This is a genomic window from Inquilinus sp. CAU 1745, from assembly GCF_039839375.1.
Lineage (GTDB): Bacteria > Pseudomonadota > Alphaproteobacteria > DSM-16000 > Inquilinaceae > JBDOQU01.
On record NZ_JBDOQU010000018.1, the window covers coordinates 89,183 to 114,166 of the forward strand.

Here is a 24,984-nt window from a genome sequence, read left to right on the forward strand (position 1 = left end):
ATTCACCAGTCCTTTCAGGTAGTTGAAATGGCTGACCGATTTTTGTGCAATTTCCTAACTGGCGCGATTTTGTGCATTGCAGCAATCGCTGCCGAATTTTCCTGCATCCCCCGGCGTTGCCCCTTCCGGAGCCGCTCTGTTATCAGGATCGCATTCAGCGGCTGACGCGGGGGACGATCCAGGCCATGAAAGTGATGCAGGTCATGGCCGGCGGCCGGCATGGCGGGGCCGAGGCCTTCTTCACCCGGCTGGTGACGGCGCTGGCCGATGCCGGGATCGACCAGCAGGTCACGTTGCGCGGCGCGCCGGAGCGGATGACGGCGCTTCGGGAGGCCGGGCTGTCGCCGCTGGACCTGCGCTTCGGCGGGCCGCTGGACCTGGCGACAAGGTGGCGGCTGGCGGCCGCTTGCCGGCGCTACGATCCCGACATCGTGTTGAGCTGGATGAACCGCGCCACCGCGATCTCCCCGCGCGGGCCGTGGCTGCGCGTCGCCCGGCTGGGCGGCTACTACAATCTGAAATACTACCGCCATTGCGATCATCTGATCGGCAATACGCGGGACATCGTCGATTATCTGGTGCGGGAGGGCTGGCCGGCGGACCGAGCGCATTACCTGCCGAATTTCGTGGAGACGCGACCCCTGCCGGCGGTTCCGCGAGCCGAATTCGACACGCCGGCCGACGCGCCGCTGATCCTGGCGCTGGGCCGGCTGCATCCGAACAAGGCGTTCGACACGCTGCTGAAGGCGATGGCGAAGGTGGAGCGCGCCTGGCTGTGGCTGGCGGGCGACGGGCCCGACCGGCGGATGCTGGAGGCGCTGGCGGTCGAGGCAGGGGTCGCCGGCCGGGTGCGCTTCCTGGGCTGGCGGGAGGATGTCTCGGCGCTGTTCGCGGCGGCTGACATCTTCGTCTGCCCGTCGCGCCACGAACCGCTGGGCAATGTGGTGATCGAAGGCTGGGCGCACGGGCGGGCGGTGGTCGCCGCCCGGTCGGCCGGGCCGGAATCACTGATCGAGGACGGGGCGACGGGGCTTCTTACCCCGATCGACGATGTCGAGGCGATGGCCGCCGCGCTCAACCGCGTGGTCGCCGACAGGGAATTGCGCGACCGGCTGGCCGTGGCGGGGGAGGCGGCCTATCGCGCCCGCTTCACCCGCGAGGTCGTGGTCCGGCAGTACCGGGATTTCTTCGAAAGGATCGTCGGCGGCCGTTGAAGGCCCCGGTCGTTCGGCGCCGGCGGCGCGGCGCCGGCCTATGGATTCCCGATCAAGTCGGGAATGACCAATAAAAACAACTTACCGCCCCAGCGGGCAGATCGGGCCGCAGCCGGGGATTCCGGGGAGGAGGTAGCGGACGCAGCAGACCCGGCGGACGGCGACGGCCGGGTCATCGCAGGATTTGAGCGCGCCGACGAGCGGATTGGGGCCGCCGTCCGGCCACTGCGCGTCTTCCAGCAGCAATTGCCGCAGGAGGGCGGGATCGCCGGCCTCCGGCCGCATGGCGCAGGCTTCCCCCAGCGCCCAGCCCAGGACCGCGGCGGCGTTGCCCCAGAAGAGGCGGGGGGAGGCCTTCGCGTGGGCCGACAGCCGGTCGACCATGGGCGACAGGTGGGAGCGGAAGAGGGCGATGAAATCCCGCGCCGCCTCCGACGGGCGCGCGGTTCGGCCGGCATGGGGCAGGACGAGCCCCGCCGGCAAGCCGCCTTCGAGGACGATTCCCGCCGCGTCAGGATCGATCGGCAGCGCCGTCCGTCCGCCGGCCATGCCGATGGCGGCGACGGCCCCGATCAGCGCCCCGAAATAATATTGCGACCATAGGGAGGCGACGGCCCGGCGGTCGGCGTCACCGAACGGGGCGGCTTGCAGATCTAGCGCCTCCGCAAGCGCCGGGCCATCCAGCAGCCGCGCGGCCGCGACCGCGCGCGGCCCCGGCGGCGCGATGGCGATCCGGCCGGCAAGGTGGGCGAACGATCCCGTCAGCACCCGTTCGAGAAGCCGGTCGTCCGCAATCGGCTCATCCGGGGCCGACGGTTCCGCCATCGCGTTCATCGCAAACATTGCTGATAGCAATTCTCAATTGCATTGACTTTGAAAGTCATTATCAATTGCGCCGCGCAATGTCGAGTGCCGCGCCGATCGCGGCCCCGGAACATCAACCCCGGAACACGAGAAGGATTCTCCTTTTGCTTCCCCTATCCTCCCTCCGCTCCTGCCGCCTGGCGCTTCTGGCGACGGCGGCCCTGTTCCCCCTCTCCTCCGGGGCGTTGGCCCAGGAAGCCGACGCGGGCGGGGAAACGATGGTGCTGGACCGGATCGAGGTGACGGGGGATGCGGAAAGCGACGACATACTGGTCCAGGACGGCTATGTCGCGACGGAAGGCCAGATCGGGTCGAAGACCGACAACAACCTGCTTCGGGTGCCGCAATCGATCTCGGTCGTCACCGAGGACCAGCTAGACGACCGCAACCCGCGTACCCTGCTGGAGGCGCTGAACTACGTTCCGGGCGTGCGCACCGGGGCGTTCGGCTTCGATCCGCGATTCAACGCCTTCTTCGTGCGCGGCTTCGCCGCGACCTATAACGGCGTCTTCCGCGACGGCTTACGGGAATTCAACGGCCCGACCAGCCTGTTCCGGACAGAACCCTACGGGCTGGAAGGCATCACGATCCTCAAGGGGCCATCCTCCACGCTCTACGGCGCCAGCAGCGCCGGCGGGCTGGTCAATCTGATGACCAAGCGGCCCACGGCGGCCCCGTTCCGGGAGGTCGAGGTCCAGATCGGCAGCCATGACCGTTACCAGGGCAATTTCGACATTTCCGGCCCGGCGACGGAGAGCGGATCGGTGCTTTACCGCCTGACCGGCGTGGCGCGCGATTCCGGGACGGAGATCGAAGGTTTTCCCGACGACCGGCTCTATTTCGCCCCGGCGCTGACCTTCCGGCCCAATGACGACACCACGCTGACGCTGCTGGGCGAGGTGATGGACTCGACCGTCGGCGGCACCGCGATCTACGTCAATGACGCGAACGGCGTGACCGACCTCTATGGCGGCGATCCGGAGTTCAACGATTTCCGCCAGCAGCAGCAGCGCATCGGCTGGGAATTCGAACACCGCATCAACGATGTTTTCACGGTGCGCCAGAAATCCCGCTTCTCCCATGTCGACAACGATCTGGAATATGCCTATGTCACCGGAATCTCGGGCGACACCGTCAGCCGGATGGCGGGGCGGAACGCCGAGGAAGTCTATTCCTTCGTCGCCGACAACCATGTCCAGGCGCTGGTCGACACAGGCCCGGTGCAGCATACCTTCCTGACCGGCTTCGACATAGGCTACGTCACCTACGATCAGAGCCAGCAGACGGCGTTCGCCCCGGTACCCACAGGTGGCGACACGCTGCCGCTCACCTTCACTGCGGCGCAGGATATCCTCCAGCTCGGAATCTATGCCCAGGACGAGATGCGGCTGGGCCCGTGGGCCCTGACGCTGGGCGGCCGGCATGACTGGCTCTATGGCGACACCGAATCGCCGGACGGGTCCGGCGGCCGCACGGTGGAGGAGCAGGACGACACCCAGTTCTCCTGGCGGGCCGGCCTCTCCTACCGGACGGATTTCGGGCTGATCCCCTACGTCAACTACACCACCTCCTTCACCCCGAATGTCGGCGAACTGGTCGACGGCACCCCCGCCGCGCCGACCGTGGGTGAGCAGAAGGAGATCGGGCTGAAATATGAGTTCCCGAATGTCAACGCGGTCGCCACGGCGGCCCTGTTCGACATCGAGCAGACCGACGGCGTGGTGTTCGACGCCTCCTCCGGCGTCAACGAGCAGGTGCAGCTCGACCTGCAATCCCGCGGTTTCGAATTCGAGATCGCGACGTCGCTGGACAACGGGCTGAACCTGATCGCCTCCTATTCCTATGTGAACATGGAGATCCTGGAGGGTGTGACGGGCGCGGAGGGAAACACGCTCAGCAGCACGCCCTATCACACCGCCTCTCTCTACGCCGACTACACCATTCCGTCAGGAGTCGCCGAGGGGCTGGGCTTCGGCGGGGGCGTCCGCTATGTCGGCGAAAGTTATGGCGACGATCTGAACACATTCGAGAATGACGCGCGCGTGCTGCTGGACGGCGCGATCCATTACGACCTCGGCGCGCTCAGCCCGCGGCTGGAAGGGGCGCAGGTCCAGCTCAACGTCACCAACCTGCTGGACGAGCGCAAGCAGGTCTGCTCCGCCGGCTACTGCTACATAGACGAGGGGCGCATGGTCATCGGCAGCCTGCGCTACCGGTTCTGATCGGATGGAGGTCGCATTCGAGACTCGCGGCCTCGGCTTCGCCGTGGAGGGGAGGGAGCTTCTGCATCCCCTCGATCTCACGGTGGAGCCCGGCCGCGTCACCGGGCTGATCGGCCAGAACGGGTCCGGCAAGTCGACCCTGCTGAAGCTGCTGGCGCGGCAGCAGGCGCCGACGGCGGGCTCGGTCTCGCTGGACGGCCGGCCGCTGGAGGCGTGGAGCCGGCGGGACTTCGCGCGCAAGGTCGCCTATCTGCCGCAGGAGACGCCGCAGGGGCTGGACCTGACGGTGGGGGAACTGGTGGCCCATGGCCGCTATCCCTGGCACGGCGCGTTCGGCCGGTTCAGCGACACCGACCGGCGGCTGACGGCGGACGCCATGGAGTTGACCGGCATCGCGCCACTGGCCGGCCGCGCGGTGGCGACGCTTTCGGGCGGCGAGCGCCAGCGGGCCTGGATCGCGATGATGGTCGCGCAGGATGCCGGATGCCTGCTCCTGGACGAGCCGACATCGGCGCTGGACATGGCCCATCAGGTGGAGATCCTGACGCTGATCCGGACGCTCAGCCACGATCGCGGACTGACCGTCCTGATCGTGCTGCACGACATCAACATGGCGGCCCGGTTCTGCGACCGGCTCCACGCGCTGAAGGATGGCGCGCTGGTCGCGGGAGGCGCGCCGGAGGCGCTGATGATTCCGGAAACGCTCCACGACATCTATGGCGTCGCCATGGATGTCATGCCCCATCCGAAGGACGGGACGCCGCTGACCTATGTTCTCTAAGGAATTCGGCCGGCGCGCCTTCGTCGCCGGGTGCGCGTGCGCGGCCGTCGCGCCCTGGCCCCTTCGGGCCGCGGAGCCAGTTCCGGAAAGGATCGTCTCGCTGGATTACGGGCTGGCGACGACGCTGCTGGCGCTCGGCGTCACGCCGGTCGGGGTCGCCGGAGCCGTCGAATGGCACAAATGGGTGGTCGAACCGGAACTGCCGCCGGAGGTGGCGGATGTCGGGCTGGACCGGGAGGTCAATGTCGAGGTTCTGGCCGCGCTGGACCCAGACCTCATTCTGGCGACCCCCTACGTCGCCCATCTGACGCCGCTGCTGGAGCGGATCGCGCCGGTGGAGATCTATGGCATCTATACCGCCGAGCGGCGGCCGCTGGCGCTTTCCGTGGCGGCGACGCGCGACATCGGCGCGCTGATCGGCCGGCCGGACGCGGCCGAAGCCTATATCGGGCGAGCCGACCGCTTCCTGTCGGACTGCGCCGCGCGGCTCTCTGGAATCGACGCGCCGCCGCTGGCGCTCGTCAACTTCATGGATGCCCGGCACGCGCGGATCTATGGCGGGGGCAGCCTCTATCAGGGCGTGCTCGACCGGCTGGGGCTGGAGAACGCCTGGACGGGGCCATCCAACGATTGGGGGTTCCAGACCATCGGCATCGAGATGCTGGCCACCGCCTCGCCCGACCTGCGCCTCGTCTCGTTCGAGCCGATCCCGCCGGACGTGCTGCCGACGCTCGACCACAGTCCGCTCTGGACGCAACTGCCCTTCGTCCGGGAGGGCCGGGTCTCGACGCTGCCCAGCACCCTGATGTTCGGCATGGTCCCGGCGGCGCTCCGCTTCGCCTCCCTCATCACCGACCATCTTGTGGAGGCGGGGACATGACCCGGCGGATGGAGATCGCCGGACCGGCGCTGGTCGCCGTCCCGCTGGCCTCGGCGGCGGCGCTCGTCACATGGCTGCTGATCGGCCCGGAACTGCTCCGGCTCTCCCAGCCCGCCGCCGGTTTCGATGTCGACCGGCTGGTGCTGCTCTATTCCACCCTGCCGAGGCTGGCCACCGCACTGCTTTGCGGCGCCGCGCTGGCGCTGGCCGGCGCGATCCTCCAGCAGGCGACGCGCAATCCGCTCGCCTCGCCGACGACGCTCGGCTTCTCCGCCGGGGCCAATCTGGCGCTGGCGCTGGCGACGCTGTTCATGCCGGCGCTCTTCGTCTTCGGCCGCGACATTGTGGCTCTCGCCGGCAGCGGCCTGTCCGCGCTGGTCGTGCTGGGGCTCGCGTCCCGGCGCGGCTTCTCTCCCATTTCCGTCGTGCTGGCGGGGCTGATCGTCGCCCTCTATTGCGGGGCGATGAGGTCGCTGCTGGTGCTGCTGAACGAGCAGTATCTGGCCAGCCTGTTCATCTGGGGATCGGGATCGCTGGCACAGCAGGACTGGACGATCCCGCTCTCCCTGCTGCCCCGGCTCGGAATCCTTTTCCTGGCGGCCCTTCTGCTGCTGCGGCCGTTGGCGCTGATGGATCTGGGCGAAGCCGGAACCCGCGCCCTCGGCCTGTCGCCGCGGACGATCCGGGTGGCCGGCATCGTCGTCGCCGTCGGCCTCAGCGCCGTCGTGGCCAGCGCCGTCGGCGTGATCGGCTTCATAGGGCTTATCGCGCCGACAGTCGCGCGGCTGGCGGGGGCGCGCCGGTTCGGCAGCCGGCTCTTCTGGTCGGCGATCATCGGGGCGGCGCTGCTGTGGCTGACGGACGAGCTGATCCAGCTTGTCGCCGGGCCGCTCCAGGCCTTCCTGCCGACCGGCGCGGTCACCGCCCTGTTCGGGTCGCCGCTGCTGCTGTTCCTGCTGCCCCGGCTGAGGGCGATCGGCCGGATGCGCGTCGGGATGGAGACCGGTGCGCGCGCGTGGACGAAGCGGCCCGGCGCGCTGCTGCCGATCTTCCTCCTGATTGCCTTTTCAGCGCTGCTGGTCTCGGCGCTGCTGTTCGGCCGGTCGCCGGACGGCGGATGGGCATGGGCGGGTATCGGCGACTGGCAGGCGATCCTGCCCTGGCGCGCACCACGGATCGTCGCCTCGCTCGCCGCCGGCGGCATGCTGGCGATCGCCGGCCTGATCATCCAGCGGCTGACCGGCAATGAGATGGCGAGCCCGGAGATGCTGGGCGTCAGCGTCGGCGCGATGCTCGGCATCATGGCGGCGCTCTACCTCGTCGCCGCGCCCAGCTACGGCCAGCAGGTCACCTTCGCCGCCGTCGGAGCGGTCGCGGTGCTGGCGGCGGTGGTCGCGATGGGCGGCCGGTCGGGCATGGTGCCGGAACGGGTGCTGCTCGCCGGGATCGCGCTTGTCGCCATGCTGGACGCGCTGGTCGGGGCGCTGGCGGCGACCGGGGACCCGCGCGCGTTCCAGATGCTGGCCCAGATGAGCGGATCGACCTACGGCACGGGCTGGACCGCCGCGTTCGTCTGCCTGGCCTCGGGAACAGTCCTGACCGCGCTGACGCTGCTGGGCCGGCGATGGCTCGACCTCCTGCCCCTCGGGCCGGTCACGGCGGGGGCGCTGGGCGTGCCGGTGGGGGGCGCTCGGCTCGCGCTCTATCTCGTCGCGGCGGGGCTGACGGCGGCGGCGACGCTGGTCGTCGGGCCGCTCAGCTTCATCGGGTTGATGTCGCCGCACATCGCGCGGGAACTGGGGTTGAGGCGCGGCGGGCCGCAACTGGCCGGGGCCGCGATCGGCGGCGCGGCGCTGATGGTCCTGGCCGACTGGCTGGGCCGGAATCTCGCCTTCCCCTACCAGCTTCCGGCGGGACTGCTCTCCGCCCTGGTCGGCGCGCCGTTCCTCTTGCTGCTGCTGGGGCGGAAGGGCCGGCCCGGCGGCGGCTGACCGGGGACTGTCAGCCGGCTATCACCCGGGCGGCCGGCAGCACCAGCTCGACGGTGGCGCCTTCGCCCTCGGCGGACAGGATCTCCAGCCGCCCGCCATGGATCTCCGCGAACCGCTTGGCGAGCGGCAGGCCCAGGCCCGTGCCCTCATAGCGCTTGTCCAGTGTGGCGCCGAGCTGGCGGAACGGCTCCAGCGCCAGGGGGATGTCCTCGGCCGCCATGCCGATTCCCCGGTCGATCACCCGGAAACGAAGGTCGCCTTCCGCATCCAGCAGCGTCTTGATCGTCACGGCGTCGCCGGCGCTCGAGAACTTCACCGCGTTGGAGAGCAGGTTGATCAGCACCTGCTTCAGCAGCCGCTCGTCGCCCATCAGGCTGGCGCCGACCGTCGCGGCGCTGTCCCAGTTGATCGCGACGCCGGCGGCGCTGGCCCGGGGCTCCACCATCCGCAGCGCGCCCCGCACCAGATGGGCCGGCGATATCTTCTCCTCGTTCAGGTCGGGCGTCCGCGCCTCGATCTTCGCCAGATCCAGTATGTCGTTGATGATCGACAGCAGATGGACGCCGCTGCGATGGATGTCGCCGGCATACTCCACATACTTGTCCGCGCCCTGGGGGCCGAGGATCGACCCCTCGATCATCTCCGACAGACCGATGATGGCGTTCAGCGGCGTCCTCAGTTCATGGCTCATATTGGCCAGGAAATCGGATTTGGCGCGGTTGGCGGATTCCGCCATCTCCTTCGCCTGGATCAGATGCTCCGCCGCCTCGCGGGCCTGGGTCATGTCGACATGCATGACCACCGCGCCGTCCTTCCGCCCGGCGGAGATCGGGGCCGCCATGTATCGGAAGAACCGCCGCTGACCGTCCACGTGGCATTCATATTCATGCTCGAACAGCGGCTGCCGCCGCTCCATCACCTCTTCCAGCCCGCGCATGATGACCGCGCGGTGGCCGGACATGCCGGCATTGCCGCCGCTGTGGGTCGGGCGGTCGGGATCGAGATAGTGGGCGCCGATCAGCCTGTCGCCGTTTCCCTTCCCCCGGGCGTCGACGAAGCGTCGCCAGGGACCGTTGACGAAGACGATGATGCCGTCGCCGTCGACCAGCGCGACATGGGCCGGCAAGGCGTCCAGCGTGGCCGTGCGCTGTTCGACGACCAGCCGCAGCAGGTCTTCGCTCCGCCGGCGCGCCTGCTCCGCCTCGCGGCGGGCGGTCACGTCGTGACGGATGGCGATCCAATGGGTCAACCGGCCGCCGCCGTCGAACAGGGGCGAGATGTCGACCTCGACCCAGAAGATCGTTCCGTCCTTGCGGTAGTTCGCCATCTCCGCCTTGACGGAGCGGGACCGGCCCAGCGCCTTTTTCAGCGCCCGGATGGCGGCGCGGTCCGTCTCCGGCCCATGGAGGAAGTTCGGGCTGCGGTTGAGGATATCGGCCAGGGCGTGGCCGGTGGACCGTTCGAAGGCGGGGTTGGCGTAGACGATCCGCAGGCGGGCGTCGGTGACCAGCACGGCGTCGGTCGCGTTCAGGACCACCGATTGGAGAAGGGCTAGCTGCTCCTCCGACCGCTTGCGCAGCAGCAGGTCCGCCACCCGCCCGGCCGGCAGGGATATCATCCCCGCCAGCTCGTTCAGGTCCAGCCCCTCGCGATCGAACATGAAGGTCAGGCCGAAGCGCTGGCCGCCCATGCCGAACGGAATGCTGATGAGGCTCTTCAGGCCCGCCGTCCGGGCGATCGGGATAAGCGTGTATGCGTCCTGGTTCAGCGACGCCAGGTCCTGCACGATCACCGTGCGGCCCGCCAGCAGCGCCTGGCCGGTCGTCAGGCGTTCTGTGGGGCCCGCATAGGCTTCCATCGCGGCCTTCAGCGAATCGAAGGCGGGTTCCGGCCGGCACCAGGCCTTCTGGAGGATGCAGCGGCCCTCTTCGGGGTCCAGGAGCCAGGCCTGGCCGGTGGCCGCGCCGACATGGACCGCCAGCACGCGCAGCAGGGCGCCCAGCGCGTCGGCGACGTTGCGTTCCTCCGCCACCGCGGCGGTGCAGTCGCCCTGCAGCTTGAGCTGCCGCTCGATCCGCCGGCGGGAGGCAAGCTCGTCCTTCAGCGCATGGTTGACGCGACGCCTCTCGAACCCGTCGGCTACCAACTCGGCCAGGGTCTTCAGCAGCTCTATGTCCTCGCTCCCCAGCTCCGGATCGGGGTCCGGAGCGAAGACGCAGAGCGTGCCGAAAATCCGTCCGTCCGGCCCTATCAGCGGAGCGCCGGCATAGGAGCGGATGAAGGGCGGGCCGGTGACGGTCGGCCAGCCGGCGAAGTCCGGATGGGCCCGGGTGTCGGATACGACCAGGGGCGTCCGCCGTTCCGCGACATGGGCGCTCAGGCTGCCCGCCAGCGGCACGGCGGAGAGGTCCACCCCGGCATGGGCGGCGAATCGCGGCGCGCTGTCGAACAGGGCGATGGCCGCCATCGGCATGCCGGTGACCCGGGCCGCCAGCGCCGCCGCCCGGTCGAGCGCGCGGTGGCCGCCGGGCAGCTCCCGCGCCGGAACGGCCGGCGACGCCATGCCGGGCGCGTCGATCTCGCTCAGGGTCATGGCCGGCCCATGACGCCGCGCAGGGTGCGGCATATGGCAGTCCGCCTGGCGGTCTCCATCACTCGTGAACGTCCCTTCCGGCGCGGATCGGCGCCATTCTCCCCAAAGGCGAGCGGAGTCTGATCCGGATTCGCAAATAAATCGTTAGTTGCGCCCGCCGTCCGGGAAGGCATGGTAGAACGCGCGCCGAACGCCACACCTTCAGAGGCCAGCCCATCATGGATCGTTCCGATCCGCCCTCTGCGACCAGCCATCCCGAGGCCGCCCCTAAACGGCGGATGAGGCTGCCGATCGCGACCGTGCTGGTCGCCGGGTTCGGGACGCTGATGCTGGTCGCCGTCGCCTCCGTCCTGGCGCTGGGGCTGTTGAGCGCCGGGGTCAACACGCTCTCCCTGCTGCGGGACAAGGCGACGCTGACGCTGGACAATGTGACCGTCCGGATCCGCCACCAGCTCGACCCGATCGTCGACCAGGCCGCTTTCCTCGCCCGGCTGATCGAGGAAGGGGAGCTGTCGGAAGGTGATTCGGCGCGCATGTTCGACAGTTTCCGGGCGGCGCTGGCGGCAACGCCGCAGGTGACCGGCATCGCCTTCATCGACCGCGACCTGAACAGCCTCCGGGTTGGCCGGTTCGACGGTCGGATGATGACGGAATACCGACGGCTGGAGGAGACGGGCGAACTGGAGAAGGTGATGAACGAAGCGATCGCCCGGGAGATCACCTTCTGGACCGACCCGGTCTGGGTTCCCGACCTGGACACCACGCTGATCGCCCTCCAGCACCCGGTGGAGCGGGACGGAGAGTTCTACGGCCTGATCATCATCGGCGTGTCGCTCGCCGACCTTTCGGCCTTTCTCGCCGAACTGCGGATGGAGACGGGGACCAACGCCTTCGTCCTGTTCGACGACACCCATCTCCTGGCCCATCCGGCGCTGACGGAGATGGATTTCGACATGTCGTCGGACGGGCGGGACATCCCGTTGCCGCGCTATGACGAGGTCGGGGATCCGATCCTGGCGCAGCTCTGGAACACGGAGGAGTGGCAGCGGGAGGATGTCGGCGACTTCTCCGTCACCGAACTGCCGGGGGACCATATCCTGCTGACCCGGCCGATGGCGAGCTATGGCAGCCGGCCCTGGACCGTGGGCATCCTGTTCCCGGCGGAGGAGGTGACGGAGGAGCTTCGCCGCTTCGGCATGACCGGCGCGGTAGGGCTGGTCATCCTGGTGATCGCCGTCCTGTTCGCCCTGCTGATCGGGATGCCGATCAGCCGGAAGATCAGGCGGCTGGCGGATGCGGCGACGGGGCTGGCGACGCTGGACCTGTCGCGCGCCCAGCCGTTGCCTGACAGCCGGTTCCGGGAGCTGGCGGCGGCGGCCAGCGCGTTCAACTCTATGATCGTGGGGCTGCGCTGGTTCGAAACCTACGTGCCCAGGACGCTGGTCGCCCGACTGATGCGCATCGGGCCGACCGCTGATCTGGCGTCGGAGGACCGGATTATGACGGTGATGTTCACCGACATCCGCGGCTTCAGCCGGTTGTCGGAAACCATGAGCGCGGCGGAGACGGCGCGGCTGCTGAACGACCATTTCGCGCTGATCGCCGGCTGCATCGAGAAGGAAGGCGGCACTGTCGACAAGTTCATCGGCGACGCGGTGATGGCCTTCTGGGGCGCGCCCGAGGCGCAGCCGGACCATGCCGCCCGCGCGCTCAGGGCCGCCAGGGACATCTTCCATGCCACCGCCGTCTGCGATCCCGAAGAGGAGGACCGCCCGCCGATCCGGCTGCGCGTCAGTGTCCATACCGGGCCGGCCGTGGTGGGCAATATCGGCTCCCCCTCCCGGATCAACTACACGATCGTCGGGGACACGGTGAACACGGCTGCCCGCATCGATTCGCTGGCGGCCGAACTCCAGCGCGACGATGAGGAATGCCTGATCCTGACCAGCGCGGAGACGCTGAAGGCGGCCGGTGGCGACATCTGCCCGGCCAGGCCCCTAGGCCCCCACGCCCTGCGCGGCCGCTCCGGCACGGTGGAGATCTTCCGGCTGGAGCCGTAGGGGATTGCTTGTGCAGCCAGTTATAGTATCATAAAAGATACTTTATGGAAACCATCGTCGAAGTCTACGAAGACGACGCGGGAAATCGCCCTTTCGACGATTGGTTCGATGCCCTCCCTTCTGCCCATGCGGCGAAGGTGGTTGTCGTCGTGGCGCGGCTGGAGGCCGGGAACCGGTCGAACCTCAAGCCGGTGGGGAAAGGGGTTCTGGAGTGGCGGATAGATTGGGGGCCAGGACTCCGGATCTATGCAGGATTCGATGGCGTAGGATGATCATCCTGCTGGGTGGCGGATCGAAGGTGCGGCAGCAGGCGAATATCGCTACGGCCCAGGCGCGTTGGGCCGACTACAAACGGCGGAAGAAGATCAAGGAGTAGGCCTTATGCCCCTTTCCCGGAATTTCAAGGAAACGGTGAAAGCGCGCGCGGAGCGCGATCCGGAGTTCCGCGCGGCCCTGCTGGGAGAAGCCGTGGAAGCGTTCATCGCCGGGGAGGCCGATGTCGGCAAGGTCCTGATTCGCGATTACATCAATGCGACGGTCGGATTCGAAAATCTGGGGCAGGCGGTGAAGATCGACCCCAAGAATCTGATGAGAATGTTTGGTCCTCGCGGCAATCCGCAGCTTATGAACCTTTCCACCGTCCTCCGCGAGCTGGAGCGGCGCGAAGGTTTGCGTTTCAGGGTCGAGCCGGAGCGGCTCCGTCTCGTCGGCTGACGCTCACACCATCGCCGCCTTCGCCAGGTCGAAGCTGGGCGGGAGGGGGGTGGCGGTGGCGTGGGCGGTGTCGGCGGCCAGGGCCTCGATCTCCGCGATCTTTCGGATGACGAAGGTGGCTGTTTCGGGAGGGACGGCCAGCGCCGCGCGCAACGCTGCTTTCGCGCCGGCGGCGTCGATGCGGCCGGCCTGGCCGGCGCGGACCAGCTTCGCCTTCGCCTTCTCTGGCGCGCATAGGTCGGCCAGGGTCAGGCCGGCGCGGTTCGGCAGGGCCGTCATGATGGCGAACACGTCGTTCGACGGCATGTTGTAGAAGAAGCCCTCCAGAGCCGACTGGTCGCCCGAGGCGAGGGCGCGGTGGAAGACTGTGTCGCCGTCGCCCGCGCGCTGGAGCAGCAGGGAGAGGAGCGGGTTCGAGGGCGCGGGAGAGGATTTCTCCACCGTCAGCGGCTGCCGTACGGGTTCGCCCCGCACCAGCTTCCGGACCACAAGATCGTCGTTGAGCAGCAGCGAGGTCAGCTTGCGCATATGGGCGTGCTTGCCGGCCGCCAGAGCCTTGAAGAGGATGCCTTCGCCCTTCTTGTCGCGCAGCAGCAGCCGGCGGCAGAGGATCATCTGGCGGTAGGCCTTCTTCGTCGCCACGTCCGGCGGGGCCATGGCGGTCAGCGTCTCCTCCGTGTTCTGGAGGAGGAGGCGCAGCAGATCGTCGAACATGCCGTGATTGGTCGCGGCGATCAGCTTGAAGAAGGCGGTCGTGCCGTCGCTGGCGTCGACATAGTCGAAGAAGAGCCGGCAGGTAGCGGCCCGCAAATCCGCGTCGGTCTGGGCGGCGACGGATTGCTTCAGCATGTGCTGGGACAGGAGCCCGCGATTGTCGCCCAAGTCGCTGGCGAAGATCGTGGTCATGAAATGGGCCAGGATCGGCTTCTCCTTCGCCTGTTCGGCGACGGCCCGTTCGATGTCGGCCATGGACAGGTGCTTGGTCGCGATCAGCGCGTTCAGCGACTGCCATTTGGGCGTCGGCAGAAGCATCTTGCCCAGCGGGCTGATGCCGTTGCGGTTCAGCCGGGCGAAGCTGACATCGAGCTTGAGCAGCGTCGTCGCCATGCGAAGCGTCTCCCGCCCCTCGTTCCGGCGCAGCGTGTCGGCGAGATAGTGCCAGATGCCGTTGCCCTCGGAATCCTCATGGTTGAGGAAGCCGTGGATGCGCTCCGGCTGGTTCTGTTCGCGCCAGTAGGCGCGCGCGGTGTCCATCACCACCATCGCCTCGATCACGTCATGCTGGCGGAGCCGGAACTGCAGGTAGTTCTCTCCATTGCCGCCGACGGCGGCGAACAGCCGTGCGGAATTCTCGTCGAACTTGATCCAGTTGAGGAAGAAGCTGGCGAACTTGCCCATGTTGCGGGCATAGCGGGTGCGGATGTCGTCATCGATGACGGAAAGGGCGATCGGAGTCATGACCGATCGCCTAGCAGCCAACATCCCAAGGAAGATTTAACGGGTCTTGTGGCACGAAAGGGGATGCGACCGAGTTTCTTGATTAGCGGTGCGATGCCGCCCACATATGTGATGACGCGGCGCCCAGGCGGGCCGCGTCACGGCGCCGGTCATCCGGGCCACCATCGGTTCCGGCCGATATCTCGCTCATTGGAGGAGACTGGAAACTTGACCCGGTTATCGCTTTTCAACAGCCCCCTGCTTCTGGGGTTCGAACAGTTCGAGCGCACGGTCGATCGCGTCGCGAAGGCATCCGCCGACGGATATCCGCCGTACAATATCGAGCAGACCAGCGAAGACGGTCTCAGGATCACGCTGGCGGTTGCCGGCTTCCGCACCGACGAATTGACCGTCTTCCTTGAGAACAACCAGCTTGTCGTGCGCGGCAAGCAGGTCGACGAGAAGGATCGGGTATATATCCACCGCGGCATCGCGGCCCGTCAGTTCCAGCGTTCCTTCGTGCTGGCGGACGGGATAGAGGTCGCGGGCGCGTCCCTGGACAACGGGCTTCTCTCCATCGATCTCCGCCGGCCCGAGCCCGTGTCGAAGGTGAAGACGATCGCGATCAAGACGCCTGCACAATCCGCGCGGCCGCCTTCCATCGACATCGCCACCGACTCCAACAAGGGCGCGGCCTGATCCGCCCCTTCTCATCGCCCGAACCCGCCAGGAGGGTCGAAGCCATGACCGAACAGCAGAATACCCAGAATGTGCGCCTGTCGCGCACCATGTCCGCAGTCGATTTCGCCGGCTACGGCGTCCATGAGATCGCCTATGTGAAGCCGATCCCCGACGATGAGGGCGGCATCACATTCGCCATCCACGCGGCCGACGGCACGCCCCTGACGGTGCTGCCCGACCGCGAGATCGCCTTCGCCGTCGTCCGGCAGAACGATCTGGAGCCGGTCAGCGCCCATTGATGGGCCCGGCCATCGCAGACGCAAGGAAAAGCCCGGCAGCCGAAAGGTTGCCGGGCTTTTTCGTTGCTGAGTGAGGTTCGGGATCAGGCCGCGTTGACGGCTTCGCGATCGCTGACCAGCGCCAGCATGGCGTCGGGGGATTCACAGCCGCGCAGCTTTTCGCAGAGTCTCTCATCCCGCAGCAGGCGGCTGACGCGGGCCAGCGCCTTCAGATGGTCCGCCCCCGCATTCTCCGGGGCCAGCAGCAGGAAGATGAGGTCGACCGGCTGGTCGTCTATCGCGTCGAAATCGATCGGCCGCTCCAGCCGGGCGAAGATGCCGTAGACGCGGTCGAGGCCCGGCAGCTTGCCGTGCGGGATCGCGATGCCGCGCCCGACGCCGGTGGTGCCCAGCCGCTCACGCTCCAGCAGCACGTCGAAGATGGCGCGTTCATGCTCGCCGGTCAGTTCGGCGGCCTGGCGCGCCAGCTCTTGCAGAGCCTGCTTCTTGCTGGTCGCCTTCAGAGGGGCGATCACGCAAGGGGAATTCAGGAATTCTATCATGGGTGGGATCGGCGCCCGTCAGGCGCTGGTCTCCTTGGTGCCGCGCGGGTCGACCCAGCCGACATTCCCGTCCGGCCGGCGGTAGATCATGTTCAGGCCGCCATGGCTGACATTGCGGAACATCAGCGCCGGCAGGTCGCCGAGGTCGAGGCGCATGACGGCGTCGCTTACCGTCAGGGTTTCGATGGGGGTCGTCATCTCTGCGACGACGACGGGTTGGGACGATTCATCGCCGTCCATTTCACCCTCGCCGCCGGCCTCCAGCACATAGCTGCGGGCCGACAGGGCGTCTTCCGGGGCCGAGGCCCCATTGGGCTTGTGGTGGTCCTTGAGCCGGCGCTTGTAGCGGCGCAGCCGCTTGCCGATCTTCTCCGCGGCCTGATCGAACGCCTGATAGGCGTCCCCGCCCTCGGCGTTGCTCTGCATCAGGATATTGCGGCCGACATGGACGGACACGTCCGCGCGGAAGAAATGGGCCTCCCGCGACAGCACGACGCTGGCGTCCAGGGGGTTGCCGAAATACTTCGCTGCGGTGGTGTTGAGGCTCTCGGCGATGTGGGTTCTCAGGGCGTCGCCCACGTCAAGTTGCTTACCTTTGACGGAGAGCTGCATAGCCAGATTTCCGGAACTGTCAACGCTGTAGTCGAAGTCGGGCGGAACGTCCGCCCGTGGCGGGCCGCTTTCAGAGGGCCGGGACCATAGGTGTGGGTGGTCGTGAAGTCAAGCAACCCTCCCTCGGTTCACGCGGCCTTGTCGACCGCTCCCTAGAAGATGGCCCTTTCCCGCCTCCGAAGCTAGAGGCGAATGCCCTTTTCGCGCCGTCGCTGGACGGAGGAGGGGATTTTCATCCCCTCGCGATATTTGGCGACGGTGCGGCGCGCGATATCGATCCCGTCGCCATGCAGCAGCTCCACGATCCGGTCGTCCGACAGCACGGTTCCGGCCGTCTCCGCGTCGATCAGGCTCTTGATCCGGAAACGCACCGCCTCCGCCGAATGGGCGTCCGCGCCGTTGGCGCCCTGAATGGAGGAGGTGAAGAAATATTTTAGTTCGAACAGGCCGCGTGGCGTGGCGATGAACTTGTTCGTGGTCACCCGGCTGACGGTGCTTTCATGCATCCCGATCGCATCTGCTATGTCGCGCAGGATCAGCGGCTTCAGGTACTGGACGCCCCGGGCGAAGAACAGCCCCTGCTGGGAGACGATCTCCGTCGCCACCTTCAGGATGGTGGTCGCACGCTGGTGCAGCGACTTCACCAGCCAGTTGGCCGAGGCGAAGCAATCGGTGAGATAGTCCTTGTCGGCCTTGGTCCGCGCGCCGGCCGCGATCTCCGAATAATATCGCTGGTTGATCAGTACCCTGGGCAGGTTGTCGGCGTTCAGTTCCACCACCCAGCCGCCGTCCGCCTTCGGGCGCATCAGGATGTCCGGCGTGACGATCTGGGCGACTTCCCCGTCGAACGCCTGCCCCGGCTTTGGGTCGAGCGCGCGGATCTCCGCGATCATGTCGGCGAGATCCTCGCGGTCGACGCCGCACAGGCGGATCAGCGCTGCATAGTCTCGCGCCGCCAGCATATCGAGATTGTCGAGCAGCGCTGCCATGGCGGGGTCCAGCCGGTTCTTCTCCGCGAGTTGAAGGGCGAGGCATTCCGGCAGGGAGCGGGCGGCGACGCCCGGCGGATCGAGCTTCTGGAGCGCCGCCAGCACCGTTTCGACCTTCCCGAAGGAACAGCCGAGTTGCTCCGCGACGGCGTCCAACTCCGCGCGCAGATAGCCCGTCTCGTCGATCAGGTCGATCAGGTGGGCGGCGATCAGCCGGTCTGCCGGCGCAGGCAGTTCCTCCCGCGCCTGGGCCAGCAGATGGTCCCGGAGGTTCGGCCGCTCCGACAGGGTCTGCTGGAAATCATAGTCGCCATCGTCGAACCCGCCGCCCTTTCCGGTCCAGGGAACGCCCGCGTCGGGCCCCGCCTCGGCGGCGGCGTCCGCCGTCCCGGCGCTGGTCCAGACATTCTCGTAGTCGGTGTCCAGCGGACCGTCCGAACCGGCCATCGTATCGGAGCCGGTCAGTCGGTCCGCGCCGACCCGGTCGGTGGAAAGTTCCGTCTCCGGCGCATCCTCGTAGGTCTCACGGGGATCGGGATCGTGGCTGTCGCCGTCATCCCTTTCCAGCAGCGGATTGCGCTCCAGCTCCTGGTCGACATAGTCGGAAAGTTCCAGATTGGACAGCTGCAGCAGCTTGATCGCCTGCTGCAACTGCGGCGTCATGACCAGCGTCTGCGATTGCCTGAGATCGAGCCGTTGGGTCAGCGCCATGGTCAAGAACTTCTAAAGGCTGAATCTTTCACCCAGGTAAACACGACGCACGTCCTGGTGCGCGACGATCTCCTCGGGCGTGCCCTCCATCAGGACCGTGCCATTATGCAAGATATAGGCCCGATCCACGATCTCCAACGTTTCCCGCACATTGTGATCGGTGATGAGGACGCCGATGCCTCGGTCCCGCAGGTGGCTGACCAGGTCGCGGATGTCCCCGACCGCGATCGGGTCGATGCCGGCCAGCGGTTCGTCCAGCAGCATGAAGTGAGGATGACTGGCCAGCGCGCGGGCGATCTCCACCCGCCGCCGTTCCCCGCCCGAGAGGGCGAGCGCGGGCGCGCGGCGAAGGTGGGAGATGGAGAATTCCGCCAGCAGATCCTCCAGCGTGGCGTCGCGGACGTCGCGATCGGATTCCGTCACCTCCAGCACGGCGCGGATGTTCTCCTCCACCGTCAGTCCCCGGAAGATCGAGGCCTCCTGAGGCAGGTAGCCGATGCCCAGCCGGGCCCGGCGGTACATCGGCAGGTCGGTCAGGTCCGCCCCGTCCAGGGTGATCGTGCCGTAGTCCGGCGCGATCAGCCCGGTGATGATGTAGAAGGAGGTGGTCTTGCCGGCGCCGTTCGGCCCCAGCAGCCCCACCGCCTCGGCGCGCTGGAGGCGCATCGACACGTCGCGCAGGACCGGGCGCTTCTTGTATTGCTTGCCGATATTGTTGGCGACCAGCCCTTCATTCTCGGCCACCAGCCGAGGGCCGCTGGCCTCCGCGTCGGTTCCGGCGGGGACGTCGTCCAAGCGGTTCATTGCGCTTCCTGACCCTCGCCCGCGCCCTCGCCGTTGCCGTCCGAAGGCACCAGCAGGCCGCGCACCCGGCCGTCCGACCCGGCGAGAAGGCGGCTGACGCCCGTCTCCAGATCGACCTCGGCGCGCTCGCCGTTCAACTGGTTGTCGCCCCGCGTCAGCCTGACATCGCCGGAGAGCGTCGCGATCTGCTCCGTCACGTCATAGACGCCCTCGGACCCCCGCGCGACATCGGTCGCCGTCGTGATGACGACGTTGCCTTCAGCGTTGACGACATCGATGACTAGGCTGCCATCCTCGCCTTCCACGAACTCGGCCGTCAGCACGTCCGCCTCGATCCTGTCCTGGCCGCCCGATTCGTTGGGCCGGATGGCGACGGCGTCGCCCCGTGCGATGGCAAGCTGGTCGGCCTGCCGGTATTCTAGGCTGTCGCGGGCGGTGATCGTCTCCGTCGGGGTCTCCAGTCTCAGATTGTCGCCGGTCAGGACGAACGTGTCCTCGTCCAGCTCATAGACCCCGTGGTCGCCCGTGACGGTCTCCGTCGGCGTGGTGATGACGACGTTGCCTTCCGCGGTCGCGCGATAGATCTCCGTCCCGCCGCCGGGCAGTTCGCGATAGGCGGCGGTCAGCACGTCGGCTTGGATCTCCGTGTCGCCCTGGCGCATCCTGGCGTCGCCGCGCGCGACATAGAGCTGCTCCTCGCTCAGCCATTCCAGGCTTTCCGAGGCGTCGATGGCGATGGGTTCGTCGTCGCCGCCAAGCTGCGCGCCCAGCCCCTGCGATTCCTCCGCCCCCTGGCCTTCCGCCGCATCCTGCGCAAGGGCGGCTTGGCCAAGCCCCAGGGTCGCGGCGAGCGCGATCCAGAAAATGGTCCTAGGCAAGTCGGGCACGGTCATTCTTCTCCGTATTCCGCCGACGGGCGCAGCACCAGCGTCGATTCGCCGGTGAAGATCACCGTATCGCCGCCATCGGTGATGCGGAACCCTTCGGCGGTCAGATTCGCCGTCGGCCCCTGGACCCGCACGGGACGGTCGCCCCAGGCGTCATTGGTCCCCAGGTTTATGTTCGCCGCCTCGGTGAACATTTCGAACCCGTCGTCGCGGAAGAGATTAACGTCCCCGCGCAGTTCCAGGAAGCCGTCCTCGCGGTCCAGCGTGCCGGTATCGGCATTCAGCGCATACCACATGCCGTCTTCCATGGTGATCTCCCCTTCCGGGGCCTCCAGCACCACCACCCCGCCCTCCGCGCCGCTCTGCACCGCGGAAACGCCGCTGACGCTGAAGGGGAGGTCGTTGGAGGTGGTTCCGAAATAGCGGGGGTTGGTCATCTGGACGGTGCCGTCCTCGTTCCGCTGCACCTCGACGGCAAGCGGCGCGATCTCGTCCCGCAGGGTCGGCCACAGGATAACCAGCGCGATCAGCCCCAGCGCGGCCGTGGGCAATACAATCTTGGCCCAGGCGACCAGCCGCGTGTAGCGGCGGTTCAGCCGGCGCTCGCTCTGTTGCGGAGAGAAGCGGAAGCGCCGCCTCTCGGGCGTCGCCGGCGGGTCCGGAGGGCTGGCCGCCCCGGTCGGATCGGCGGTCACGTCACCCCCGCGCGGAGCACGTCATGGACATGGATGACGCCGATCGGCCGGCGCTCGCCGTCGACGACGAAGAGGCTGGTGACCGGCCGGTCGTCCAGATTCATGACCGCCAGCGCCTCCTCCACCATCGCGGTCGGGCGGATGGTGCGGGGCGCGGGGGTCATGACATCCTCCGCGCGGCGGGCCAGAAGGTCGCCGGCCATGTGGCGGCGCAGATCGCCGTCGGTGATGATGCCGGCCAGCCGGCCGTCCGCATCGACGATCCCGACGCAGCCGAAGCTCTTGGCCGTCATGACGATCAGCACCTCCGACATCGCCCGGTCGGCGGTCGCCAGCGGAATGGCGTCGCCGCCATGCATGATCTCTGCGACCTTCAGCAGCCGGCGGCCGAGCGACCCGCCGGGATGGAATATCCTGAAATCATCGGCGGAGAAGCCCCGCCGCTCCAGCAAGGCGACGGCCAGCGCGTCGCCCAGCGCCAGCATCATGGTGGTCGAGGTGGTGGGCGCCAGCCCCATCGGGCAGGCTTCCGGCGCGGCGGGCAGAAGCAGCAGCACGTCCGACGCCTCCGCCAGCGCGGATTCCGCCTTCGCGGTCATGCCGACGACCGGCACGCGGAAGCGCTTGGCGTAGGCCAGCATATCCGCCAGCTCCGCCGTGCCGCCGCTGTTGGACAGGGCGATCAGCAAATCGTCGCGCGCGATCATGCCCAGATCGCCATGGCTCGCCTCCCCCGGATGGACGAAGAAGGCCGGCGTGCCGGTGGAAGCGAGGGTGGCGGCGATCTTGCGGGCGACATGGCCGCTCTTGCCCATGCCGGTGACGATGACCCGGCCCTGGTTTTCGGCCAGCAGGTCGATCGCGGCGTCGAAGCGGCCGTCCAGGCCCTCCGCGCAATCCAGCAGCGCCCGCGCCTCTATCTCCAGGACGCGGCGGCCGGCGGAGCGGGCCTGGGAAGCGGAGGGCGCGATGTCGATCTCAGCCTTGGCGGTCATGGGCTTTGCCAGCAACTCAATGAATTGTCGCCCGCATGATGCTTCCTTCGAAGGAAGCGGAAGTATGGCCGCGCGGACGGGTGGCGGTCAAACCGGCGGAAGATGAATTCCCCTAATGGGCGAAGATGTCCATGTCCGGCCAACCTTCAAGGTCCAGCAGCGCGCGGGTGGGCAGAAAATCGAAGCAGGCCTGCGCCAGTTCGGTCCGTTCCTCGCGCTCCAGCATCTCGTCCAGCGCGGCCTTGATGCGGTGGAGGTGGAGGACGTCGCCGGCGGCGTAGCGCAGTTGCTCCGGGGTCAACGTCGCCGCGCCCCAGTCGCTCGACTGTTGCTGCTTGGAGATCTCCACGCCCAGAAGGTCGCGGGTCAGATCCTTCAACCCGTGCCGGTCGGTGAAGGTGCGCACCAGCTTCGACGCGATCTTGGTGCAATAGACCGGCGTGCAGATCACGCCCAGATAGGAGGCCAGCGCGGCGATGTCGAACCGCGCGAAATGGAACAGCTTCAGCACGTCCGGATCGTTCAGCAACGCGAAGAGGTTTGGCGCCTCGTAGTCCCTTTCTGCGAACTGGACCAGATGGACCGTCCCGTCGCCCGTCGAAAGCTGGACGAGGCACAGCCGGTCGCGGATCGGGTTCAGGCCCATCGTCTCCGTATCGACGGCGACGACAGGGCCCAGATCGAGTCCTTTGGGAAGGTCGCCCTGATGAAGGATGGGTTCCGCCGTCATGATCGGTTCGTCCTCGGATGCTGTGTGGTCCAGGTCTTTGGCCAGAGCCAGAAACACGAAAACCCGCTCCGGTCGGGGGCGGGTTCTGGCGTCTGAAGCGGGCTTCGCCGGAACGAAGCCCTTCGCTGTTGGTGCCCAGGAGAAGACTCGAACTTCCACGACCTTTCGGCCACAGGTACCTGAAACCTGCGCGTCTACCAATTCCGCCACCTGGGCAGCGCGGGCCGCTTTACTAGGATGGGCCGCAGGCCATGTCAACAGCGATCTCGACGCGGCTCCAACCCTTCGGTGGACAAGGCCGGCGGGGGCTTATAAACACGGGCGGCGAAGGCGATCAGGTTTTTTCGGAGCGGAGCGATGGCCCAGCGGGCGTCCGACTATAAGGTGGTGACGGTTTTCGGCGGATCGGGGTTCATCGGCCGGTATGTGGTGCGGGATCTGGCCCGGCGCGGCTGGCGCGTCCGCGTCGCCACCCGCCACCCCGACGAGGCCGCCTTCCTCAGGACCGCCGGATCGGTCGGGCAGGTTGTGCCGGTGTTCGCCAACATCCGCGACGACGCCTCCGTCAGGGCGGCGGTCGAGGGGTCGGACATTGTCGTCAACCTCGTCGGCATCCTCTATGAGCGGGGCCGCCAGTCCTTCGCCGCCACCCATCGCGAGGGCGCGGCGCGGATCGCCCGCGCGGCGGCTGAGGCGGGCGTGTCGCGGGTGATCCAGATTTCCGCGATCGGCGCCTCGGAAAGCTCGCCCTCCCTTTATGCGCGGACCAAGGCCGCGGGCGAGAAGGCGGTGCTGGAGGCGTTCCCGGACGCCACGATCCTGCGGCCGTCGATCGTCTTCGGACCGGAGGACAGCTTCTTCAACCTGTTCGCCAGGCTGGCCCGCTACTCTCCCGTGCTGCCGCTGATCGGCGGCGGCCGGACGCGGTTCCAGCCGGTCTTTGTCGGCGACGTGGCCGAAGCGGTGGTGGCCGCCCTGGACAAGCCGGAGACGAAGGGCCGGATCTATGAACTGGGCGGGCCGAGCGTCTACAGCTTCAAAGAACTGCTCCAGCTCATGCTGAGAGAAGTCAACCGCCGCCGGCTTCTGGTCCCCGTGCCCTGGGGCGTCGCCAAAATCCAGGCGGCCATCCTGGGCCGCCTGCCCCGGCCGCTCCTGACCAGCGACCAGCTCGCGCAGCTCAAGACCGACAACGTCGTCGCGCCGGACGCGGCGACGCTGGCCGATCTGGGGATCGACCGGCCGGCGGCCGTGGAGGTCATCCTGCCGACCTATATGGACATCCACCGCGCCGGCGGCCGCTTCTCCGGCCCGGGCCGTCCCGCCGGGAGCTAGGGGCGCGGCTCCCGCTCCCTGAAGAAATCGGCGATCGTCCGGGCGGCGGTCGCCATATGGGTCCGCAGGATGGCGACCGCCGTCTCCGCGTCGCCGCGCGCCGCCGCCTCCAGCATCGCCCTGTGCTCCCCTTGGGAGAGCTGGTCCCGCCCTCTGGCCGCCAGGGTGAAGCGGATATAGCGGTCGGCTGAGGCAAGTTGCTGTTCGGTCAGCGCCAGGAGCCGGGGATGGCCGGCCTGCGCGTAGAGCGACATGTGGAAGCGGCGGTTGAGCTCGCCCAGCCGGCCGGGATCGGGCTCCCGATCCATGTCGGCGATCAGGTCCGCCGCGCGGTCGATGTCGTCGGGCGTCAGCGTCGGGATCGACAGGCCGAGCGCCATCGGCTCCAGCGCCATGCGGATCGCGTAATTGTCGGCTGCGTCCTCCGCTGAGATCGCCGTGACCACCGCGCCCTTGTGGGGCAGGAAGTCGATCAGCGCCTGGGCCTCGAGCTGCCTCAGCGCTTCGCGCACCGGCATCCGGCTGACCCCGAAGATATGCGCCACCTCCTCCTGCCGCAGGGCTGTCCCGCCCGGGAGCCGCCCGTCCAGGATCGCCGCCCGCAACGCCGCCTCCACGAACTCCGTCGCCGTCCGGTGCCGGGGCGGGGAGTCCAGGCCGGTGAGGGCCGCGAGAGGAGATTTCATGTATCCAAAAGCCGATTGTTGATTGGATCCAATTTCATGATATCGTGAAGTCCCGGAGGTTTCCAGGGTGATCGTCCTGTGGGTTTGGGGCCTACATGGTTCGACAGGCTCACCATGAGGAGTGGGGCGGGCCTTCCCATGTTGGTCATTCCGGCCCCCGAGCCGGCAACTGTGTTGTCAGGCCCAGGCTTTACGGTCTCTGAGCATGGCGTTGAGGTGGGTGAGGAGCTTTCTGGCGACGGCGATGATGGCGACTTTCTTG

The 24,984-nt window shown here is 67.7% G+C and carries 23 protein-coding genes and 1 tRNA gene; 11 read left to right on the forward strand and 13 right to left on the reverse strand.

Features of this window, described 5'->3' with window-relative positions; genetic code table 11:
- The first annotated feature begins 185 nt into the window (after nucleotides 1–185).
- Nucleotides 186–1,214: a glycosyltransferase gene (locus AAFN89_RS18300; RefSeq protein WP_347540656.1), complete on the forward strand. Its 1,029-nt coding sequence runs from the start codon at nucleotides 186–188 to the stop codon at nucleotides 1,212–1,214.
- 81 nt (nucleotides 1,215–1,295) lie between these two features.
- Here the strand turns inward: AAFN89_RS18300 and fhuF are convergent, their stop codons facing one another.
- Nucleotides 1,296–2,057, reverse strand: a complete 762-nt coding sequence (gene fhuF, locus AAFN89_RS18305) for a siderophore-iron reductase FhuF (RefSeq protein ID WP_347540657.1) — start codon at nucleotides 2,055–2,057, stop codon at nucleotides 1,296–1,298.
- Nucleotides 2,058–2,182: 125 nt separating this feature from the next.
- Here fhuF and AAFN89_RS18310 point away from each other — a divergent pair, with 125 nt between their 5' ends.
- From AAFN89_RS18310 to fhuB, 4 genes are read left to right on the forward strand one after another with little or no spacing between them, the layout of a single operon-like run.
- Complete coding sequence (locus AAFN89_RS18310) at nucleotides 2,183–4,300, forward strand: TonB-dependent siderophore receptor (protein ID WP_347540658.1); 2,118 nt, start codon at nucleotides 2,183–2,185, stop codon at nucleotides 4,298–4,300.
- Nucleotides 4,301–4,304: 4 nt separating this feature from the next.
- Nucleotides 4,305–5,081 carry an ATP-binding cassette domain-containing protein gene (locus tag AAFN89_RS18315; protein WP_347540659.1) on the forward strand — a complete coding sequence of 259 codons (777 nt, stop codon included), beginning with the start codon at nucleotides 4,305–4,307 and terminating at the stop codon, nucleotides 5,079–5,081.
- Nucleotides 5,071–5,961 (forward strand): iron-siderophore ABC transporter substrate-binding protein, encoded by an 891-nt coding sequence (locus AAFN89_RS18320; protein ID WP_347540660.1) that lies wholly within the window; start codon nucleotides 5,071–5,073, stop codon nucleotides 5,959–5,961. Before AAFN89_RS18315 ends, AAFN89_RS18320 begins: the two co-directional genes overlap by 11 nt.
- The gene (gene fhuB, locus AAFN89_RS18325) at nucleotides 5,958–7,952 is read left to right on the forward strand and encodes a Fe(3+)-hydroxamate ABC transporter permease FhuB (RefSeq protein WP_347540661.1); all 1,995 of its coding nucleotides are present in this window, start codon (nucleotides 5,958–5,960) and stop codon (nucleotides 7,950–7,952) included. The genes AAFN89_RS18320 and fhuB overlap by 4 nt, the downstream gene beginning before the upstream one ends.
- A gap of 10 nt (nucleotides 7,953–7,962) precedes the next feature.
- Here the strand turns inward: fhuB and AAFN89_RS18330 are convergent, their stop codons facing one another.
- A complete protein-coding gene (locus tag AAFN89_RS18330; RefSeq protein WP_347540662.1) occupies nucleotides 7,963–10,545 on the reverse strand; it encodes a PAS domain S-box protein in 2,583 nt (860 codons plus the stop codon).
- A 218-nt stretch (nucleotides 10,546–10,763) separates the two neighbouring features.
- Here AAFN89_RS18330 and AAFN89_RS18335 point away from each other — a divergent pair, with 218 nt between their 5' ends.
- The 3 genes from AAFN89_RS18335 (at nucleotide 10,764) to AAFN89_RS18345 (ending at nucleotide 13,319) form a co-directional block, all read left to right on the forward strand.
- Nucleotides 10,764–12,605 carry an adenylate/guanylate cyclase domain-containing protein gene (locus AAFN89_RS18335; protein WP_347540663.1) on the forward strand — a complete coding sequence of 614 codons (1,842 nt, stop codon included), beginning with the start codon at nucleotides 10,764–10,766 and terminating at the stop codon, nucleotides 12,603–12,605.
- A 44-nt stretch (nucleotides 12,606–12,649) separates the two neighbouring features.
- Nucleotides 12,650–12,877 (forward strand): hypothetical protein, encoded by a 228-nt coding sequence (locus tag AAFN89_RS18340; protein WP_347540664.1) that lies wholly within the window; start codon nucleotides 12,650–12,652, stop codon nucleotides 12,875–12,877.
- A 109-nt stretch (nucleotides 12,878–12,986) separates the two neighbouring features.
- Nucleotides 12,987–13,319: a transcriptional regulator gene (locus AAFN89_RS18345; protein WP_347540665.1), complete on the forward strand. Its 333-nt coding sequence runs from the start codon at nucleotides 12,987–12,989 to the stop codon at nucleotides 13,317–13,319.
- A gap of 3 nt (nucleotides 13,320–13,322) precedes the next feature.
- Here the strand turns inward: AAFN89_RS18345 and AAFN89_RS18350 are convergent, their stop codons facing one another.
- A complete protein-coding gene (locus tag AAFN89_RS18350) occupies nucleotides 13,323–14,777 on the reverse strand; it encodes a hypothetical protein (RefSeq protein ID WP_347540666.1) in 1,455 nt (484 codons plus the stop codon).
- A 207-nt stretch (nucleotides 14,778–14,984) separates the two neighbouring features.
- Here AAFN89_RS18350 and AAFN89_RS18355 point away from each other — a divergent pair, with 207 nt between their 5' ends.
- Nucleotides 14,985–15,455 carry an Hsp20 family protein gene (locus AAFN89_RS18355; RefSeq protein WP_347540667.1) on the forward strand — a complete coding sequence of 157 codons (471 nt, stop codon included), beginning with the start codon at nucleotides 14,985–14,987 and terminating at the stop codon, nucleotides 15,453–15,455.
- A 44-nt stretch (nucleotides 15,456–15,499) separates the two neighbouring features.
- Nucleotides 15,500–15,736 carry a DUF1150 family protein gene (locus tag AAFN89_RS18360; RefSeq protein WP_347540668.1) on the forward strand — a complete coding sequence of 79 codons (237 nt, stop codon included), beginning with the start codon at nucleotides 15,500–15,502 and terminating at the stop codon, nucleotides 15,734–15,736.
- Between the two features lie 83 nt (nucleotides 15,737–15,819).
- Here the strand turns inward: AAFN89_RS18360 and ptsN are convergent, their stop codons facing one another.
- The 9 genes from ptsN to AAFN89_RS18405 all read right to left on the reverse strand — a co-directional run bounded on the left by ptsN (nucleotide 15,820) and on the right by AAFN89_RS18405 (nucleotide 22,917).
- Nucleotides 15,820–16,278 (reverse strand): PTS IIA-like nitrogen regulatory protein PtsN, encoded by a 459-nt coding sequence (ptsN, locus tag AAFN89_RS18365; RefSeq protein ID WP_347540669.1) that lies wholly within the window; start codon nucleotides 16,276–16,278, stop codon nucleotides 15,820–15,822.
- Between the two features lie 18 nt (nucleotides 16,279–16,296).
- Nucleotides 16,297–16,890, reverse strand: a complete 594-nt coding sequence (gene raiA, locus AAFN89_RS18370; RefSeq protein ID WP_347540670.1) for a ribosome-associated translation inhibitor RaiA — start codon at nucleotides 16,888–16,890, stop codon at nucleotides 16,297–16,299.
- Between the two features lie 182 nt (nucleotides 16,891–17,072).
- Entirely contained in the window at nucleotides 17,073–18,590 is a 1,518-nt protein-coding gene (gene rpoN, locus AAFN89_RS18375) for an RNA polymerase factor sigma-54 (protein WP_347540671.1), read from the reverse strand.
- A 12-nt stretch (nucleotides 18,591–18,602) separates the two neighbouring features.
- The gene (gene lptB / locus AAFN89_RS18380; RefSeq protein WP_347540672.1) at nucleotides 18,603–19,394 is read right to left on the reverse strand and encodes an LPS export ABC transporter ATP-binding protein; all 792 of its coding nucleotides are present in this window, start codon (nucleotides 19,392–19,394) and stop codon (nucleotides 18,603–18,605) included.
- Nucleotides 19,391–20,287, reverse strand: a complete 897-nt coding sequence (locus AAFN89_RS18385; protein WP_347540673.1) for an LptA/OstA family protein — start codon at nucleotides 20,285–20,287, stop codon at nucleotides 19,391–19,393. The genes lptB and AAFN89_RS18385 overlap by 4 nt, the downstream gene beginning before the upstream one ends.
- Nucleotides 20,284–20,976, reverse strand: coding sequence for an LPS export ABC transporter periplasmic protein LptC (lptC, locus tag AAFN89_RS18390; protein ID WP_347540674.1), 693 nt, complete (start codon nucleotides 20,974–20,976; stop codon nucleotides 20,284–20,286). Before lptC ends, AAFN89_RS18385 begins: the two co-directional genes overlap by 4 nt.
- The gene (locus AAFN89_RS18395; RefSeq protein ID WP_347540675.1) at nucleotides 20,973–21,971 is read right to left on the reverse strand and encodes a KpsF/GutQ family sugar-phosphate isomerase; all 999 of its coding nucleotides are present in this window, start codon (nucleotides 21,969–21,971) and stop codon (nucleotides 20,973–20,975) included. Before AAFN89_RS18395 ends, lptC begins: the two co-directional genes overlap by 4 nt.
- Nucleotides 21,972–22,083: 112 nt before the next feature.
- Nucleotides 22,084–22,701: a ribonuclease H-like domain-containing protein gene (locus AAFN89_RS18400; RefSeq protein WP_347540676.1), complete on the reverse strand. Its 618-nt coding sequence runs from the start codon at nucleotides 22,699–22,701 to the stop codon at nucleotides 22,084–22,086.
- 129 nt (nucleotides 22,702–22,830) lie between these two features.
- A tRNA-Leu gene (locus AAFN89_RS18405) sits at nucleotides 22,831–22,917 on the reverse strand.
- A 141-nt stretch (nucleotides 22,918–23,058) separates the two neighbouring features.
- Here AAFN89_RS18405 and AAFN89_RS18410 point away from each other — a divergent pair.
- Nucleotides 23,059–24,036 (forward strand): complex I NDUFA9 subunit family protein, encoded by a 978-nt coding sequence (locus tag AAFN89_RS18410; protein ID WP_347540677.1) that lies wholly within the window; start codon nucleotides 23,059–23,061, stop codon nucleotides 24,034–24,036.
- Here the strand turns inward: AAFN89_RS18410 and AAFN89_RS18415 are convergent.
- The gene (locus AAFN89_RS18415; protein WP_347540678.1) at nucleotides 24,033–24,722 is read right to left on the reverse strand and encodes a GntR family transcriptional regulator; all 690 of its coding nucleotides are present in this window, start codon (nucleotides 24,720–24,722) and stop codon (nucleotides 24,033–24,035) included. The genes AAFN89_RS18410 and AAFN89_RS18415 overlap by 4 nt on opposite strands.
- Nucleotides 24,723–24,984: the final 262 nt, after the last annotated feature.

Bases quoted from the DNA above. Each gene is read 5' to 3' on its own strand.
- AAFN89_RS18400 (WP_347540676.1), bottom strand. From the start codon at position 22,701: ATGACGGCGGAACCCATCCTTCATCAGGGCGACCTTCCCAAAGGACTC.
- AAFN89_RS18315 (WP_347540659.1), top strand. From the start codon at position 4,305: ATGGAGGTCGCATTCGAGACTCGCGGCCTCGGCTTCGCCGTGGAGGGG.
- AAFN89_RS18345 (WP_347540665.1), top strand. From the start codon at position 12,987: ATGCCCCTTTCCCGGAATTTCAAGGAAACGGTGAAAGCGCGCGCGGAG.
- AAFN89_RS18410 (WP_347540677.1), top strand. From the start codon at position 23,059: ATGGCCCAGCGGGCGTCCGACTATAAGGTGGTGACGGTTTTCGGCGGA.
- AAFN89_RS18385 (WP_347540673.1), bottom strand. From the start codon at position 20,287: ATGACCGTGCCCGACTTGCCTAGGACCATTTTCTGGATCGCGCTCGCC.
- AAFN89_RS18360 (WP_347540668.1), top strand. From the start codon at position 15,500: ATGACCGAACAGCAGAATACCCAGAATGTGCGCCTGTCGCGCACCATG.
- lptB (WP_347540672.1), bottom strand. From the start codon at position 19,394: ATGAACCGCTTGGACGACGTCCCCGCCGGAACCGACGCGGAGGCCAGC.
- ptsN (WP_347540669.1), bottom strand. From the start codon at position 16,278: ATGATAGAATTCCTGAATTCCCCTTGCGTGATCGCCCCTCTGAAGGCG.
- AAFN89_RS18395 (WP_347540675.1), bottom strand. From the start codon at position 21,971: ATGACCGCCAAGGCTGAGATCGACATCGCGCCCTCCGCTTCCCAGGCC.
- AAFN89_RS18340 (WP_347540664.1), top strand. From the start codon at position 12,650: ATGGAAACCATCGTCGAAGTCTACGAAGACGACGCGGGAAATCGCCCT.
- raiA (WP_347540670.1), bottom strand. From the start codon at position 16,890: ATGCAGCTCTCCGTCAAAGGTAAGCAACTTGACGTGGGCGACGCCCTG.
- AAFN89_RS18335 (WP_347540663.1), top strand. From the start codon at position 10,764: ATGGATCGTTCCGATCCGCCCTCTGCGACCAGCCATCCCGAGGCCGCC.
- AAFN89_RS18415 (WP_347540678.1), bottom strand. From the start codon at position 24,722: ATGAAATCTCCTCTCGCGGCCCTCACCGGCCTGGACTCCCCGCCCCGG.
- fhuB (WP_347540661.1), top strand. From the start codon at position 5,958: ATGACCCGGCGGATGGAGATCGCCGGACCGGCGCTGGTCGCCGTCCCG.
- fhuF (WP_347540657.1), bottom strand. From the start codon at position 2,057: ATGTTTGCGATGAACGCGATGGCGGAACCGTCGGCCCCGGATGAGCCG.
- AAFN89_RS18320 (WP_347540660.1), top strand. From the start codon at position 5,071: ATGTTCTCTAAGGAATTCGGCCGGCGCGCCTTCGTCGCCGGGTGCGCG.
- rpoN (WP_347540671.1), bottom strand. From the start codon at position 18,590: ATGGCGCTGACCCAACGGCTCGATCTCAGGCAATCGCAGACGCTGGTC.
- AAFN89_RS18330 (WP_347540662.1), bottom strand. From the start codon at position 10,545: ATGACCCTGAGCGAGATCGACGCGCCCGGCATGGCGTCGCCGGCCGTT.
- AAFN89_RS18300 (WP_347540656.1), top strand. From the start codon at position 186: ATGAAAGTGATGCAGGTCATGGCCGGCGGCCGGCATGGCGGGGCCGAG.
- AAFN89_RS18350 (WP_347540666.1), bottom strand. From the start codon at position 14,777: ATGACTCCGATCGCCCTTTCCGTCATCGATGACGACATCCGCACCCGC.